The organism is Pseudoalteromonas sp. Xi13, assembly GCF_003952205.1.
In the GTDB taxonomy this organism is placed as follows: Bacteria; Pseudomonadota; Gammaproteobacteria; order Enterobacterales; family Alteromonadaceae; genus Pseudoalteromonas; species Pseudoalteromonas atlantica.
This window is the reverse complement of sequence record NZ_CP034439.1, coordinates 1,331,713-1,347,500: the sequence shown is the minus strand read 5'-3', so window position 1 is coordinate 1,347,500 and position 15,788 is coordinate 1,331,713. Positions and strand designations below refer to the sequence as shown.

The window sequence follows — 15,788 nt, the reverse complement described above, 5'->3', positions numbered from 1 at the left end:
ATTGCATTTAATTTATACCCATAAGAACCCCACATTAAAAACACATGTTACCCACAAAAGCCTGTGGATAAGACTGCTTTTTTGCTTTTAAAACTAAACTCTTTTGATTTGTTATGGTAAGTTGCCAGCACTTTTTCAACTCATGTACTTAGGTAGTATTCATGACAGATATAATAAATAGTATAAGTGCCTTACTTTGGGGCCAAGTTCTCGTCTACTTATTAATAGCAGCAGGTGTCTTTTTTACCATTCGGTTAGGCTTTATTCAATTTGTACAATTCCCTCATATGTTTAAAGTGATGTTTGGCTCACGTAAATGTGGTGGAGATGAGATTTCTTCTTTTCAGGCTTTTTGTACTTCTTTAGCGGCGCGTGTTGGAACAGGTAATATGGCCGGTGTTGCCGTGGCACTTTATTTAGGTGGCCCTGGGGCTATATTTTGGATGTGGTTGATTGCTTTAATAGGTATGGCAACTAGCTTTGCAGAAAGTACGTTAGCGCAAGCTTATAAAACTAAAGACGCTGATGGCAACTTTAGAGGCGGCCCTGCTTATTATATGGAGCGTGGTTTAGGCAAACGCTGGATGGGTGTGTTGTTTTCATTATGCTTAATTTTAGCCTTTGGCCTGGTATTTAATGCTGTACAGTCAAACTCTATTGCTGCCGCATTTGAAGTAGCGTTTGATGTACCTAAGTATATAGTAGGCATTGCACTTGTAATTGGCTCTGGCATCATTATTTTTGGTGGATTAAAAACAATATCACGCTTTGCCGAAATGGTTGTTCCATTTATGGCGCTTGCCTATTTGCTAGTTGCTATATATGTATGTGCGATTAACTTTACTGCCCTGCCTGATGTTATTGTACTTATAATAAAAAGTGCTTTTGGTTTAGAGCAAACAGGCGCCGGTGCAATTGGCTATGGTGTAACGCAAGCTATGATCCAAGGTATTAAGCGCGGTTTGTTTTCAAACGAAGCCGGTATGGGTAGCGCAGCCAATGCCGCAGCAACGGCAACACCTTATCCACCGCACCCAGCCTCGCAAGGGTATGTGCAAATGCTAGGTGTATTTATAGATACTATTGTGATCTGTACAGCCACTGCCTCATTAATCTTACTGTCTAATCAACTTGTGCCTGAATCGGGTGTATTAGGAATAGAGTTAACGCAAGCCGCACTACAAGAGCACGTAGGTGACTGGGGTACTTACTTTATTGCCATTGCCATTTTGTTTTTTGCATTTACCTCTATTGTCGCGAATTACTCATATGCCGAAACAAACCTAATGTTTTTAGAGCACAACTCTACTAAAGGAATGTTTATATTTAGATTACTTGTATTAGGTATGGTTATGTTTGGTGCCATTGGTGAACTAGGTATTATTTGGACACTTGCTGACATTTCTATGGGTCTTATGGCTATTGTAAACGTGGTTGCACTGTTTATGCTTTCAGGCGTTGTTGTGTGGTTATCAAAAGATTACAACGCGCAAAACAAGCAAGGTGTATTACCTACGTTTGACAAAGACAAGCACCCTAAGCTTGCTAAAGAGGTTGATCCTAACGCGTGGAAGTAACGCTAAATTAAAAATTATTAAGCGAGCATTAGCTCGCTTTTTTTTGCCTTTCAAACTATATAAAAATTTATTAATGTATTTCAGAGATATATACCATAATTAAATATCAGTAATAGGCGCTTTTTGATTTACTTACGTACTATAAAATTGAAGTTTGTTATCTATAATATAAAGGAGTCATGATGGATGACCAATTGAACAAATACAGTATTGACACTACCGATTATCAGGTAGGTCAAGATAACGTACAAAAATGGGGGTTTGATGTTCATAACCCAGTGTTTGGAATAAGCGCATTTTTAGTCATACTATTTGTTGCCCTTACCTTATTACTTGACCCTGAAGTGGTCAGGGAAGCACTTACCTCAACTAAAGATGCCATTATCAATAAATTTGATAGCTACTTCATGTTGATTGCTAATGGTTTCGTATTATTTTGCTTTGCACTTGCGCTCTCCCCTCTGGGTAAAATTCGCTTAGGGGGTGTTGATGCAAAACCTGAACATGGTTATCTCTCATGGCTGGCAATGTTATTTGCCGCAGGAATGGGGATTGGTTTACTATTTTGGGGTGTTGCAGAGCCCGCAGCCTATTATACTGATTGGTATTTAATGCCAATGAACGCAGAGCCAAATACCCCAGAAGCGCACTCTTTAGCCATGGGCGCCACCATGTATCACTGGGGCTTACATGGTTGGGCAATTTACGCCATTGTTGCACTTAGCTTAGCGTTTTTTGCTTACAATAAAGGCCTTCCTTTATCTATACGCTCCGTGTTTTATCCCTTATTTGGCGATCGTGCATGGGGCTGGCTTGGTCACGTTATTGATATACTTGCTGTACTTTCCACGCTTTTTGGTTTAGCAACGTCTCTTGGTTTAGGGGCACAGCAAGCAACAAGTGGTATTAATTATTTAATGGGCACTGACTACGGCACCGCTTTTCAAATTACAGTTATAGCACTCGTTACCTGTATTGCTATTGTTTCTGTTATTAAAGGCATTGAAGGGGGTGTGAAAGTACTTAGTAACATCAATCTTATATGTGCATTTATTTTACTTGTAGCCATAATATCGCTTACTTTTAGTGACTCAATCACAGCAATATGGTTTACCTTTGGTGCATATGTAGAACATATGGTTCCGCTTAGTAATCCGTTTGGCCGTGAAGATGAAGACTGGATGCATGCCTGGACAGTATTTTACTGGGCATGGTGGATATCGTGGTCGCCGTTTGTAGGAATGTTTATTGCCCGCGTTTCTAGAGGCCGTACCGTGCGAGAATTTTTATTAGTCGTCATTGGCCTGCCAACACTATTAAGCTTAGTGTGGATGGGGGTATTTGGTAATTTAGCGATTTCACAAATTATTGATAAAGTAGGCCCACTTGGGCAAAACGGGTTAACCGATATCTCTGTAACGCTATTTCAGGTTTATGAGCAGCTTCCGCTTAGTGGCCTTATTAGTGTGATCTCAATTGTGCTTGTTTTAGTGTTTTTTATTACCTCTTCTGATTCTGGTTCACTTGTAATAGATGGCATAACCGCTGGCGGAAAAATTGATGCGCCGGTACCACAACGTATATTTTGGGCATCGATTGAAGGGGCAATAGCCGCCGTATTACTGTGGGTAGGTGGCTCTCAGGCCTTGCAGGCTCTGCAATCTGGAGTAGTAACCACTGCTTTACCTTTCTCAATTGTGCTTATTTTAATGTGCGTTGCGCTTATTCAAGGTTTAATGAGCGAATACCCCATTTATAAGGCACAAACAAAGTTATAGCATTATGTACTTTAGCAAAGCGGCCTTGTGTCGCTTTGCTTTGCACTTTATTTCCTCCCTTACCTACACTTCAGCTAATACATTAACGAACGTATTTAATTATCAAACTGTTTAGCTTTGGCAATACACCTCTAAAACACGTTGTTTTAAATAAATAGAGCGCACATATCAGCGCATAACAACCAATTGCTATTAGTTGCACCTTTAGCTATCAAGTTTATATCATCAGGTAGTCGCGTATGTATGCAAAATTGCTTTGATGGAACTGAATTGGATGTAAACGGCGTTAAAAGTACCCTATATCAGCAGCAAAGGGGTATAGGGAAAGTAATGTAGGTTTAATCAACTAACGCTAACGTACAACAATACGTATGCTTTGCTTTAAGCACGATTGTCTGCCTTAAAATTAGTCACTTAATTAAGCCAAGTGCTATTAATTTTTAAGGAATAGGCAAAAACATAAACAAAGTGATTGTTATATAACAGATGGGTATTTATTTAAAATAGGGAATATTCATTTACTAAAAGGACTTTAGTAAAAGTGGTGCCCGAGGCCGGACTTGAACCGGCACGACTTGTTAGTCGAGGGATTTTAAATCCCTTGTGTCTACCAATTCCACCACTCGGGCATCGAGTTTGCTATTTAAAGCATGTGGAGTAATTAAATGGAGGCGGAACCCGGAGTCGAACCGAGGTGGACGGATTTGCAATCCGCTGCATGGCCACTCTGCCATTCCGCCTTAACGCTTCCAAATAATTTGGAGCGGCACACGAGGCTCGAACTCGTGACCTCGACCTTGGCAAGGTCGCGCTCTACCAACTGAGCTAGTGCCGCGTTAAACTTTTTATTAATATTTTATCTAACTTTCAATTATCTTGGTAGAATAATTAAAAGTGGTGCCCGAGGCCGGACTTGAACCGGCACGACTTGTTAGTCGAGGGATTTTAAATCCCTTGTGTCTACCAATTCCACCACTCGGGCATCGAGTTTGCTATTTAAAGCAAGTGGATAAAACTAATATGGAGCGGCACACGAGGCTCGAACTCGTGACCTCGACCTTGGCAAGGTCGCGCTCTACCAACTGAGCTAGTGCCGCATCATATTAATTCTAAATTTAATTACATAAACTAATTTATGTAACATTGTTTTTATAAATTACACTTGGCGATGTAATTAAACCACAAAGTGGTGCCCGAGGCCGGACTTGAACCGGCACGACTTGTTAGTCGAGGGATTTTAAATCCCTTGTGTCTACCAATTCCACCACTCGGGCATCGAGTTTGCTATTTAAAGCATGTGGAGTGTTGAATGGAGGCGGAACCCGGAGTCGAACCGAGGTGGACGGATTTGCAATCCGCTGCATGGCCACTCTGCCATTCCGCCAAACCGTTGGACAACCTAATGAAAACTTGGAGCGGCACACGAGGCTCGAACTCGTGACCTCGACCTTGGCAAGGTCGCGCTCTACCAACTGAGCTAGTGCCGCATTATTATTTAATTATCTGCGTTATTCAACACCTTGCGATGTTTACGCTGCTAACTAAGTAACTTTAGTTTTCTTTATCTTAGGGGCTATGCCCTCTCAACACGGACGCATTCTACAGAGATTATTAAACGCGTCAACACAAAAAATGCCACTTTTGAACTGTTTGATTATTTTTTATCTAAAACGGTGCGTTATTAGACGTTTACAATCAATTTTTGGTCAATTCACTCCATGCAGCCATTAAATATTGCACCATAGAGCTCAGTGTTAAATAGGTGGCTATATACAATAAAGCAAAACTTAAATAGATCATCCACGTATCGTATTGCCAAATTAGGCCAATAATCGCCAGCATTTGCGCCGCGGTTTTTATTTTGCCCATATTTGATACCGCAACGTTTCCACGTTTGCCTTGTTCGGCCATCCATTCACGTAATGCAGATATCACTATTTCACGGCTAATAATAATAAGTGCCGGAATCGTCATATACATAGACTGATAATGATCAGAGAGCGCAACAAGTGCAGCACACACCATAACCTTATCGGCTACAGGGTCTAAAAACGCACCAAAAGGCGTAGATTGCTCTAGCTTTCGTGCTAAATAGCCATCAAGTATATCGGTGATTGATGCAAGCCAAAAAATAAAAGCGGCAGCAAAAAACGCCCAGCTATAAGGCAAGTAAAATATCACCAAAAATATGGGGATAAGAAAAAGTCTAAAGGTTGTGAGTGTGTTTGGAATATTCCACATAACTACTTGGATATGTCTTTTTTTCTATATTCGCATGAAGGGCTAGCCCTTGTCATGCAAATGGTTAAATATCTTCTCAGCCATGTCAGGACTGATCCCAGGAACTTTCTTTAACTGTTCTATATTAGCAGCTTTTACCCCTTGCATGCCCCCTAAATATTTTAATAATGTTTGGCGGCGCTTAGAACCTACTCCGTTGATCTCTTCTAATAATGATTGCGTGCGCTGTTTTTGGCGCTTATTACGGTGCCCTGCAATGGCAAATCGGTGCGACTCATCGCGAATATGCTGGATTAAATGAAGTGCTGGCGCATCCGAATCCATAGGAATCGTTTTTCGCCCGCCATCAATTAATAAGGTTTCAAGGCCTGGCTTTCTGCTTGTGCCTTTTGCTACACCTACTAACAGCGGCATTTTAGCATGTGGCCACGTGGCAAAATACTGCTCTGCACGGCCTAGTTGCCCTTTACCACCGTCAATGAATATAACGTCAGGGATTTTGTCTTCATCTACCACTTTGTTGTAGCGTTTGTTCAGTGCAAACTCCATTGCCGCGTAATCATCACCGCCGGTTATACCCGTTACGTTGTAGCGTCTGTACTCTTTGTTATTTGGCCCTTGCGAATCAAATACTACACAACTGGCTACTGTGTTCTCCCCCATGGTATGGCTGATATCAAAACATTCCATTCTGTTTATATCATCTAAGCCTAGGGTCGCTTTTAATTGTGCATAACGTTTGTTTATAGAGTCTTGCGTACTTTGTTTAACGGTAATGCTGTTTAATGCGTTTTTATTAGCAAGCTGAAGGTATTGTGCTCGCTCTCCGCGGGTAACCACTTTAAGCGATACTTTACGCTCACTAATTTGCGTAAGAGCTTCACTCAATGCGCTACTTTCTTCAATCTCGAACGGTAAAATAATTTCTTTTGCTATGCGCCCTGTCGCACCAGGCGCTAAATAATATTGCCCTAAAAACGAAGTGAGTATTTCCTCTTGTCCCGAATCTTTAGGCACTTTTGGAAAATAGGTTTTACTGCCTAGCACTTTATGATCACGGATCATTAATAAATGAATCCCGTTTAATCCATTTAAGTGCGCAAAACCTACCACATCCATTTCAGCAAAATTACCTGAAATAGACTGCTGCTCCTGCATTTTGCGCAGTAGCATAATTTGGTCACGCACTTTAGCTGCGAGCTCAAAGTTAAGGTCTTTACTCGCCGCTTCCATTTTTTTTATTAAATCGGCTATAACTTCGTGCGACTTACCTGTTAAAAACTTACGTACATAATCAACTTGTTCGCCGTACTCTTGCTCTGTCACTTTATTAACACACGGTGCTGAGCAGCGCTTTAGCTGATACTGTAAACACGGGCGGCTTCTGGCACGGTAATAGGCATCTTCGCACTGACGTACAGGAAATATTTTTTGCATTAAACGCAAACTTTCCGACACTGCGCCAGCACTTGGGAAAGGCCCAAAGTACTCGCCTTTTACCTTGCGGCTGCCTCTATGAAAGGCTAAACGCGGATGTTTATGACTGGTAAGTAATATATAGGGGTATGACTTATCATCACGTAATAAAATGTTATAACGCGGCTGATATTTTTTTATAAGGTTGTTTTCAAGTAGCAGGGCTTCGGTTTCGGTGTTTGTGAGCGTAACTTCAATATCGCAAATATTACTCACTAACACACGGGTTTTACTGTCGGTTAGATTAGATCTAAAGTAGCTACTTACTCGTTTTTTTAAGTTTTTAGCTTTACCGACATAAATAACTTGTTGTTCACTATCAAGCATACGGTATACACCCGGTTCACTTGATAGCGTTTTTAAAAATTGGGCGTGATCGAATTCAGACATAAATTAAAAAATTAATGAGATACGTCTATATCAATCATTTTATGGCGAATAGCCAAATGAGTAAGCTCAACGTCGCCCCCTACGTTTAATTTTTCAAACATACGGTAACGGTAGCTGTTCACTGTTTTTGAGCTTAAATTTAAGCGCTCTGCAATATCTTGAGCTTTTTCACCTTTGGTGATCATTAGCATAATTTGTAGCTCGCGCTCAGATAAGCTTTGAAAAGGGTTTTCATCGGTACGCCCTGTTACTTGTGCAAGGGCAATTTGTTGTGCAATTTCTGGGGCGATATAACGCTGGCCTGCATGAACAGACCGTATAGCACGAACCATTTCATCAGAGCCTGCACCTTTGGTTAAAAAGCCATGCGCGCCAATTTGCATCACTTTTGATGGAAACGGGTCTTCGCAATTAACCGTAAGCACAATAATTTTTACATCTGGGCAATAGCGACAAATCTTTTTAGTGGCCTCTAAGCCACCCATGCCAGGCATGTTCATATCCATTAATACAATATTAGGTGCGTGCTGGCGACAAAACTGTACCGCAGCCTCTCCATCTTTAGCTTCGCCTACCACTTTAAAACCACGTACATCATCTAATATACGTTTTATACCAGTTCGTACCAGCTCATGGTCATCAACTAAAAGCACATTAATCAATGTAATACCCTCATTAACCTAACAATACGCGACAAACAATCTAATTTGCCACATTACCACAGTTAAAGCGAAACAATAACTAATATTATTGCTTCGCTTTAGGTGTACTCATCTTTTAGCATTATTTTACTACTGCTAAAAACCAGTACTTTAGTTTTTTATGACGCTGCTTTTTCGCTAAAACGGTCTACCCATAGGGCAATAATACCATCGCCTGTTACATTACACGCAGTACCAAAGCTATCTTGCGCAAGGTAAAGTGCAATCATAAGTGCAACAGCGCCTTCGTTAAAGCCAAGCATACTAGTTAATAAACCGAGCGCCGACATTACTGCTCCACCAGGTGCACCTGGCGCTGCAATCATTACTACCCCTAACATCATAATAAACGGCAGCATCCCCATTAAAGAAGGTACTTCCATGCTTGGCGATAAAAACATGACGGCCATTGCACACGTCACAATCGTAATGGTAGAACCCGATAAATGAATAGTAGCGCACAGTGGCACTGTAAAGTTTGCTACATCTTCTTTTACGTTATTTGCTTTGCTTGATTGCAAAGACACCGGAATGGTTGCCGCGCTCGACATTGTCCCCAGTGCTGTAAAGTAAGCAGGAAGCATATTTTTAACGAGCTCCAACGGGTTACGTTTAAGTAATATCCCCGTAGAAACATATAATACGGTTAGCCACAGCCAGTGCATTACAAGTGCAGCAATAAGCACAACACCAAAGGTTTGCAATGTATCGACCACGGTCCCTGCTACGGTCATTTCTGCAAATACACCTGCAATGTAAAATGGTAATGCCGGAATAATTACTTTAGATAATAAAGCATCGATTACATCGCGACCCTGATCAGATACTTTTTTAAGTGTTTCTAATTCAAGTTGGCTCATGCCAATACCAAACACAAATGCAGTCACAAGCGCTGTCATTACACCCATCAGCGGTGGAATTTCTAAATCAATAAAACTGCCAATTTCAGTGGCAACTTCGGCTTCAAACGTAATATTGCCACTTAGCAGTGGAATAACCGCACTCACTAATAAAAAGGCAAGCGTACCTGCAATTACTGTAGAGCTATAAGCAAAGCCAACGGTTTTACCTAATAAATGGCCAGACCCTTTAGGCAAGCCCGCAATGCCCGAAGCAATAAAAAATAAAATAATTAATGGGATGGTAAAAGAAATAAGTTGGCCAATAAGTTCTTTAACAGTAAATAAAAGCTCAACACCTGTAAGAGGCACATAAAGCCCGACCAAAATACCGGCCACAATACCGGCAATTAATTTTAAGATTAACTTCATTGTGATTGCTTAGTTGAATATAGATAGAGTGTTTTTAACATGTTTTAGGCGCATTGTGTGATAAAAGTATTCAAGTTATATTCATGTGCGCAAATAACACACAAAAACATCGCAATAATTAGCCTACTCTGAGCATTTTTTAACTACGTGGCGAAATTTACTCTTTAAATTTAAAAATGAGCCCGCATCTTTAATAACTAAAGCAACAATAATAACTAATTTTTATTTCGGCTGGTTATAAGCCCAATAGATATATGTTATAGCCAAACTTTACTTTAGTTTTTTTAAACTCGCAGTAAAGTGTATTTATATAGTTAATAGCAAAGGCTATTAACACATTGATCAGATTGTATCCAAAGGAACATTATGTCTACTATTTTTGAAGATAACTCACTAAGCATTGGTAATACACCACTGGTAAAACTTAATCGCGTAACAGGCGGAAACGTTTACGCTAAAGTAGAATCGCGTAATCCTAGCTTTAGTATTAAATGTCGTATTGGTGCATCAATGATTTGGGAAGCTGAAAAATCAGGTCAGCTTGTTGAAGGTAAAGAACTAATTGAACCTACATCGGGTAATACAGGTATTGCCCTTGCATTTGTTGCAGCAGCACGTGGTTACAAATTAACACTTACCATGCCAAATACAATGAGCCTAGAGCGCCGCAAACTATTAAAAGCATTAGGCGCTAACTTAGTGCTTACAGATGGCGCTAAAGGTATGAATGGCGCAATTGAAAAAGCAAAAGAAATTCAAGCAACAGATCCAGAAAAATACATTTTATTACAACAGTTTGAAAACCCAGCTAACCCTAAAATTCACTTTGAAACAACCGGCCCAGAAATTTTTGAAGCGCTTGATGGTAAAGTAGACTTTTTTGTAGCAGGCGTAGGCACTGGCGGTACTATTACAGGTGTTAGCCGTTACCTTAAAAATGAAAAAGGCCTAGATGTTAAAGCGATTGCAGTTGAGCCAACTAACTCACCTGTTATTAGCCAAACGCTTGCAGGCGAAGAAGTAAAACCAGGTCCACATAAAATTCAAGGTATTGGCGCAGGGTTTATTCCTGGAAACCTTGATTTAAGTGTGATTGATGGTGCTGAGCAAGTATCAAACGAAGATGCTATTGCCATGGCTCATGAGCTAATGAAAAAAGAAGGTATTTTAGTGGGTATTTCATCAGGCGCAGCTGTTGTTGCCGCTAAACGCCTTGCTGAAAAGCCAGAAAACGCTGATAAAAATATTGTGGTGATTTTACCAAGTGCCACAGAGCGTTACCTGTCTAGCCCAATGTTTGCTGAAGAATTTAGCGAGCAAGAATTAGTACAGTAAACTTCTCTCCTTGAGATACTTAAAAGGATGCTTATGGCATCCTTTTTTATTATTTATGATTCAATTTTCTATTTATTCCCCAGTGCTGCTTTACATCTTGTTTAATTAACCACACACTTTAAAAAAACTAATTAAAAACATTCAACATGAAAAAAATAACAGCTTATTTAAGTTTTATCGTATGCTTATTTTTAGCCGCCTGTGGCGATAGCGTACAAACGCTGGGCGACTCACCGGGCGATACAGCCACCGCTTACTTTGATGCATTGTATAATCAAAAAGATTTACAAAAAGCCAGCACAATGGCCACCCCTAACCTAAGCCGGATTATGAAATCCTATGGCACCGCTAAGCAATTTGCCCGCAACTTAGTAAACCTGCAATACGATGAAGTAGTAATTGAAGTCGATATGACCAACATGAGCGTACGCGAACAATATGGCGATAACGCCAAAATAAACCTCATTTTTACAGGCTACTTTAATGGCGATAAAGTCGATGATATGCGCAGCGTTAAAATGCTTCGTAAAAAAGGGAAATGGTATATAGATAAAATAGTTGCAGACCCTTACGCACGCTAACTTATACACCACAAAAAAGGCCTTACACATGTAAGGCCTTTTTGCGTTTAGCGCTTATCTTAAGCGTTATAATTCACCGGGTTTAAAGTTATCAACGGCAATTGCTTGTTTTCTTAGTTTATTGGTATGGTGCATTGCATCGGCATCTGCTTGCGCAAGGAGCTCATTCTCTAGTGCGTAATTTATTGCGCCTTCTATGTCGAGTGTTGCAGGGACCTTACCACTGCGTTGCCAGTTTTTTAACTCTTTAAACTGTGTTTGCATATCGTGCATAGCTAAAAATGCATTTTCCATCACGCCCGTGCCCGCATTTTCATCTACATAACATAAGTGCGTTAAGCGGTTTCTAAACACCCCAGGTTGCGTCATATGCTCGCAAATACTTTGGGCTGTTTCATCACTTGGCTTGTGGTAGTGATTCCCCAGCGGAAACACAATGCGTTTAAGTAAAAAGTTAACCACCGGATTTGAAAAGTTTTTGAAAAAACCATCAAACGCTTGGCCTATCTCATAAAGAGAATTTTCAATAGCGTATTTCACAAAAGGTAAATCAGCCTGTTGGCGCCCTTCATCTTCAAAGCGCTTTAATACAGTAGACGCTAAATATAAATGGCTAAGCACATCGCCTAAACGCGCCGAAATCATCTCTTTACGCTTTAGCTCACCACCAAGTACCAACATGGCTACATCTGTAGTAAAAGCAAGCCCTCGGCTCATTCTGCTTAGCTGTTTGTAATACACAGCGGTTGCACCGCACACGGGCGCTTTTGCCAAACAGCTTCGCGTAAGACCATGCACAAAAGCCATGCCGGCGTTACTGGCAGCAAATAAAATGTGCTTCATCAATAAACTATCAAATTGATCAAGTGCTGCATCATCGTCTTCCATTGCGGCAGCTTCCATTTCTTTTAACACAAACGGATGACAACGCGTGGCACCTTGGCCAAAAATCATTAAGTTGCGGGTTAAAATGTTTGCCCCTTCAACGGTAATCGATACCGGGATCCCCATGTAACCATGGGCTAAATAGTTATTAGGCCCAACTTGAATACCTTTACCAGAATGAATGTCCATTGCATCGTTCATTACCGTACGCCCCATTTCGGTCATATGGTATTTTGCAATGGCGGTAACAACCGATGGGCTAAGTTTTAAATCTATTGCGCCTGCGGTCATTAAACGCGCAGACTCTAACGTATACGTTAACCCGCCAATACGTGCTAAGGCTTCTTGTACACCTTCAAATTGGCCAATTGATACACCAAACTGTTGGCGTACCACAGAGTAAGCAGAGGTCATTTTAGAGGCTAAATGCCCTGTTGCGGTGCTTAATGCAGGTAAAGAAATACCGCGTCCAGCGCTTAAACACTCAACCAACATGCGCCAGCCTCGTCCTGCGCCCTGCTCACCGCCAATAATCCAATCTAGCGGAATAAAAACATCTTTACCGTAGGTAGTTCCGTTCATGAATGCCATGTTTAATGGATAATGGCGCTCACCCGTTTCTACCCCTTCATGATCTGTAGGAATTAGCGCACAGGTAATACCTAGCTCTTTCTCATCGCCTAATAACCCATCTGGGTCATACATTTTAAAGGCAAGGCCAAGTACGGTTGCCACCGGCGCAAGCGTAATATAACGCTTAGACCAATTTAAACGCAGGCCTATAACTTCTTCACCATTATGCTGCCCTTTACACACTACGCCTGAGTCGGGAATACTGCCGGCATCAGAGCCTGCTTCTGGGCCTGTAAGTGCAAAACACGGTACATCTTTACCACTTGCAAGGCTTGGCAGCCAACGGTCTTGTTGCTCTTTTGTGCCATAATGCAGTAACAACTCGCCTGGGCCTAAGCTATTAGGCACCATAACCGTAACCGCCGCAGTTAAGCTTTTTGTGGCAATTTTTGACACTATGGTTGAATTAGCAATGGCAGAGAACTCACGTCCGCCAAATTTTTCAGGAATGATCAGCGCAAAAAAGCCCTCTGTTTTTAAGTAATCCCAGACTTCTTTTGGTAGGTCTTTGTCTTTTTGTACAATTTGGTAATCATCTAGCATCGCCAGTAGCGTGTTCACCTGATTACCCATAAAGTCATTTTCTTTATCGCTAAGCTCAGGCCTTGGAAAGTTATGCAGTTTTTGCCAATCTGGATTACCACTAAATAGCTCACCATCCCACCATACATCGCCGGCTTCCATTGCCTCTCGCTCAGTTTGCGAGAGCGGCGGAAGTACCTTTTTAAACATTTTAAAAGTAGGACGGCTGATCAGGTTAAGGCGAATATCTTTGACTGCAAAAATAACCACCACCACGACCAGCAATATTATAAATACTGACATGAGCACATTCCTTTTACATTGAATGAAAATAGTAACTTAATTATGACCCATCTTAGTTTAAATACAATCATTGCGCGATGCACCACACACCTTAACGTATTAATTTTATTGTTTTAAACATCGCTGCTATTATCACTTTCTTAATAACAATAAACCAAAGGAATACAATGAACACGCCACGCTTTAAATTAAGTATGAGCGCCCTCATAGTCGCAAGTACATTAGCGCTAACCGCCTGCGAAGCAGAAATAGCCATAGACACTACCGATTCAGCACAGACCGAGAAGCCTCTTACAAAACAAGATGCCAATGCATTTATTGCCAAAGCCGAGCAAGAGCTAAGTGAGCTTTACCTAGAGTCGAGCCGCGCTGAGTGGATTTACGCAAACTTTATAACACACGACACCTCGGCGTTATCTGCCGAGGTTAATCGTAAAATGACCGAGTCGGTCGTACGTTTAGCCAATCAGGCAGCCCAATTTGACGACTTAGCGCTTGATTACGATGCACGCCGCAAGCTTAATAAACTTAAACTTGCGCTTACTTTACCCGCTCCTCAGGACGCCGAAAAAACAGCCCAACTTTCAACTATTGTGGCAGAACTAGGTGGTTTATACGGTAAAGGTAAATACTGTAAAGACGATGGCAGCTGTTTAAGCCTTGGTGATATGACCGCAAAAATGGCCACCAGCCGTGATTACAACGAGCTACTTGATTTATGGCAAGGGTGGCGTCAAATTTCAAAGCCAATGCGTCCACTTTACGAGCAGCAAGTAACCCTAACAAACGAAGGGGCTAAAGAGCTAGGTTATGCTGATACCGGCGCAATGTGGCGCAGCAAGTACGATATGCCAGCCGATGACTTTACAACCGAGCTTGACCGCATTTGGGGGCAAGTAAAGCCACTTTATAACTCACTACATTGCCATGTACGCGCTAAATTAGGCGAAAAATACGGCACCGACAAAGTAGCCCAAGATGAGCCTATTCCTGCGCATTTATTAGGAAACATGTGGGCACAAGCGTGGGGTAACATTTACGATGTGGTCGCGCCAGAAAACGCCGATCCGGGTTACGATGTTACCGAGCTTTTAGCTAAAAATAATTACGACGAGCTAAAAATGGTTAAAGGTGCTGAAACCTTTTTTACCTCAATGGGGTTTGAGCCATTGCCAGAGACCTTTTACGAGCGTTCGTTATTTGTAAAACCAAAAGACAGAGACGTGCAGTGTCATGCCTCTGCTTGGAATATAGATAGCAAAGACGACTTACGCATTAAAATGTGTATTCAACGCACCGGCGAAGAATTTTCTGTTATTCACCATGAGCTAGGCCACAACTTTTATCAGCGCGCTTATAATAAACAGCCTTTATTTTATCAAGAAAGTGCCAACGATGGTTTTCACGAAGCCATTGGCGACACCATTGCTTTATCGGTTACACCCGGTTACTTAAAAGAAATTGGTTTACTTGAGCAAGTACCTGATGAGTCAAAAGACATTGGCTTACTAATGAAAATGGCGCTAGATAAAGTCGCCTTTGTGCCCTTTAGCTTAATGGTTGATCAATGGCGCTGGCAGGTACTTTCGGGCCAAGTAAAGCCACAAGATTATAATAAAGCGTGGTGGGAGCTACGTGAAAAATACCAAGGTGTGAAAGCGCCTATTGCACGTAGCGAAGACGACTTTGATCCAGGAGCTAAATACCACGTACCGGGCAACACCCCTTATACACGTTACTTTTTAGCGCATATTTTACAGTTTGAATTTCACCGTAGCTTATGTGAAATAGCCGGTAACGATAAAGCCATTCACCGCTGCTCTATTTATAATTCAAAAGAAGCAGGGGATAAGCTAAACGCAATGCTAGAAATGGGCTCTTCTCGTCCATGGCAAGAAGCCCTTGAAAGCATCACTGGCAAGCCGCAAATGGATGCAACCGCTATGCTTGATTACTTTGCACCGCTGCAACGCTATTTAGATGAGCAGAACAAAGACCGTAATTGCGGCTGGTAAAACTTTTACCACGGTTAATTTAATTTGAAATAACAAAGCCCGCTACAGTAGCGGGCTTTTTATGCTTTTAATTAAGTACA

At 41.4% G+C, this 15,788-nt stretch carries 10 protein-coding genes and 8 tRNA genes; 5 read left to right on the top strand and 13 right to left on the bottom strand.

The window, feature by feature from the left end:
• The first annotated feature begins 161 nt into the window (after positions 1-161).
• Both EJ103_RS06140 and EJ103_RS06135 read left to right on the top strand, forming a co-directional pair.
• Positions 162-1,577, top strand: coding sequence for a sodium:alanine symporter family protein (locus EJ103_RS06140; protein WP_126006545.1), 1,416 nt, complete (start codon positions 162-164; stop codon positions 1,575-1,577).
• A gap of 182 nt (positions 1,578-1,759) precedes the next feature.
• Positions 1,760-3,355, top strand: coding sequence for a BCCT family transporter (locus EJ103_RS06135; RefSeq protein WP_096739834.1), 1,596 nt, complete (start codon positions 1,760-1,762; stop codon positions 3,353-3,355).
• 542 nt (positions 3,356-3,897) lie between these two features.
• On the opposite strand, the gene EJ103_RS06130 is transcribed toward EJ103_RS06135, so the two are convergent.
• From EJ103_RS06130 to EJ103_RS06075, 12 genes are all read right to left on the bottom strand, one after another.
• Positions 3,898-3,984, bottom strand: a tRNA-Leu gene (locus tag EJ103_RS06130).
• Positions 3,985-4,021: 37 nt separating this feature from the next.
• A tRNA-Cys gene (locus tag EJ103_RS06125) sits at positions 4,022-4,095 on the bottom strand.
• 19 nt (positions 4,096-4,114) lie between these two features.
• Positions 4,115-4,190, bottom strand: a tRNA-Gly gene (locus tag EJ103_RS06120).
• 60 nt (positions 4,191-4,250) lie between these two features.
• Positions 4,251-4,337 (bottom strand) — tRNA-Leu (locus EJ103_RS06115).
• A 39-nt stretch (positions 4,338-4,376) separates the two neighbouring features.
• A tRNA-Gly gene (locus EJ103_RS06110) sits at positions 4,377-4,452 on the bottom strand.
• Positions 4,453-4,542: 90 nt separating this feature from the next.
• Positions 4,543-4,629 (bottom strand) — tRNA-Leu (locus EJ103_RS06105).
• Positions 4,630-4,665: 36 nt separating this feature from the next.
• Positions 4,666-4,739: transfer RNA gene (locus EJ103_RS06100), tRNA-Cys, on the bottom strand.
• Positions 4,740-4,766: 27 nt separating this feature from the next.
• Positions 4,767-4,842, bottom strand: a tRNA-Gly gene (locus EJ103_RS06095).
• Positions 4,843-5,050: 208 nt separating this feature from the next.
• Positions 5,051-5,596: a CDP-diacylglycerol--glycerol-3-phosphate 3-phosphatidyltransferase gene (gene pgsA / locus EJ103_RS06090; protein WP_024033647.1), complete on the bottom strand. Its 546-nt coding sequence runs from the start codon at positions 5,594-5,596 to the stop codon at positions 5,051-5,053.
• 42 nt (positions 5,597-5,638) lie between these two features.
• On the bottom strand, positions 5,639-7,462 hold the full coding sequence (gene uvrC / locus EJ103_RS06085) for an excinuclease ABC subunit UvrC (protein ID WP_004589510.1): 1,824 nt from the start codon (positions 7,460-7,462) through the stop codon (positions 5,639-5,641).
• 11 nt (positions 7,463-7,473) lie between these two features.
• Entirely contained in the window at positions 7,474-8,124 is a 651-nt protein-coding gene (gene uvrY / locus EJ103_RS06080) for a UvrY/SirA/GacA family response regulator transcription factor (RefSeq protein ID WP_004589511.1), read from the bottom strand.
• Positions 8,125-8,282: 158 nt separating this feature from the next.
• A complete protein-coding gene (locus EJ103_RS06075) occupies positions 8,283-9,434 on the bottom strand; it encodes a dicarboxylate/amino acid:cation symporter (RefSeq protein WP_024033649.1) in 1,152 nt (383 codons plus the stop codon).
• Positions 9,435-9,800: 366 nt separating this feature from the next.
• On the opposite strand from EJ103_RS06075, the gene cysK reads away from it, so the two are divergent.
• Both cysK and EJ103_RS06065 read left to right on the top strand, forming a co-directional pair.
• Positions 9,801-10,769 carry a cysteine synthase A gene (cysK, locus tag EJ103_RS06070; RefSeq protein ID WP_004589513.1) on the top strand — a complete coding sequence of 323 codons (969 nt, stop codon included), beginning with the start codon at positions 9,801-9,803 and terminating at the stop codon, positions 10,767-10,769.
• Positions 10,770-10,915: 146 nt separating this feature from the next.
• Positions 10,916-11,350, top strand: coding sequence for a hypothetical protein (locus EJ103_RS06065; RefSeq protein ID WP_029773124.1), 435 nt, complete (start codon positions 10,916-10,918; stop codon positions 11,348-11,350).
• Positions 11,351-11,416: 66 nt separating this feature from the next.
• Here EJ103_RS06065 and EJ103_RS06060 read toward each other — a convergent pair whose 3' ends face one another.
• Positions 11,417-13,693: an acyl-CoA dehydrogenase gene (locus tag EJ103_RS06060; RefSeq protein WP_126006544.1), complete on the bottom strand. Its 2,277-nt coding sequence runs from the start codon at positions 13,691-13,693 to the stop codon at positions 11,417-11,419.
• A gap of 167 nt (positions 13,694-13,860) precedes the next feature.
• On the opposite strand from EJ103_RS06060, the gene EJ103_RS06055 reads away from it, so the two are divergent.
• On the top strand, positions 13,861-15,708 hold the full coding sequence (locus EJ103_RS06055) for a M2 family metallopeptidase (protein WP_126006542.1): 1,848 nt from the start codon (positions 13,861-13,863) through the stop codon (positions 15,706-15,708).
• The last annotated feature ends 80 nt before the right edge of the window (positions 15,709-15,788 follow it).

Bases quoted from the DNA above. Each gene is read 5' to 3' on its own strand.
- uvrC (WP_004589510.1), bottom strand. From the start codon at position 7,462: ATGTCTGAATTCGATCACGCCCAATTTTTAAAAACGCTATCAAGTGAA.
- EJ103_RS06055 (WP_126006542.1), top strand. From the start codon at position 13,861: ATGAACACGCCACGCTTTAAATTAAGTATGAGCGCCCTCATAGTCGCA.
- EJ103_RS06065 (WP_029773124.1), top strand. From the start codon at position 10,916: ATGAAAAAAATAACAGCTTATTTAAGTTTTATCGTATGCTTATTTTTA.
- EJ103_RS06075 (WP_024033649.1), bottom strand. From the start codon at position 9,434: ATGAAGTTAATCTTAAAATTAATTGCCGGTATTGTGGCCGGTATTTTG.
- EJ103_RS06135 (WP_096739834.1), top strand. From the start codon at position 1,760: ATGGATGACCAATTGAACAAATACAGTATTGACACTACCGATTATCAG.
- pgsA (WP_024033647.1), bottom strand. From the start codon at position 5,596: ATGTGGAATATTCCAAACACACTCACAACCTTTAGACTTTTTCTTATC.
- EJ103_RS06060 (WP_126006544.1), bottom strand. From the start codon at position 13,693: ATGTCAGTATTTATAATATTGCTGGTCGTGGTGGTGGTTATTTTTGCA.
- cysK (WP_004589513.1), top strand. From the start codon at position 9,801: ATGTCTACTATTTTTGAAGATAACTCACTAAGCATTGGTAATACACCA.
- EJ103_RS06140 (WP_126006545.1), top strand. From the start codon at position 162: ATGACAGATATAATAAATAGTATAAGTGCCTTACTTTGGGGCCAAGTT.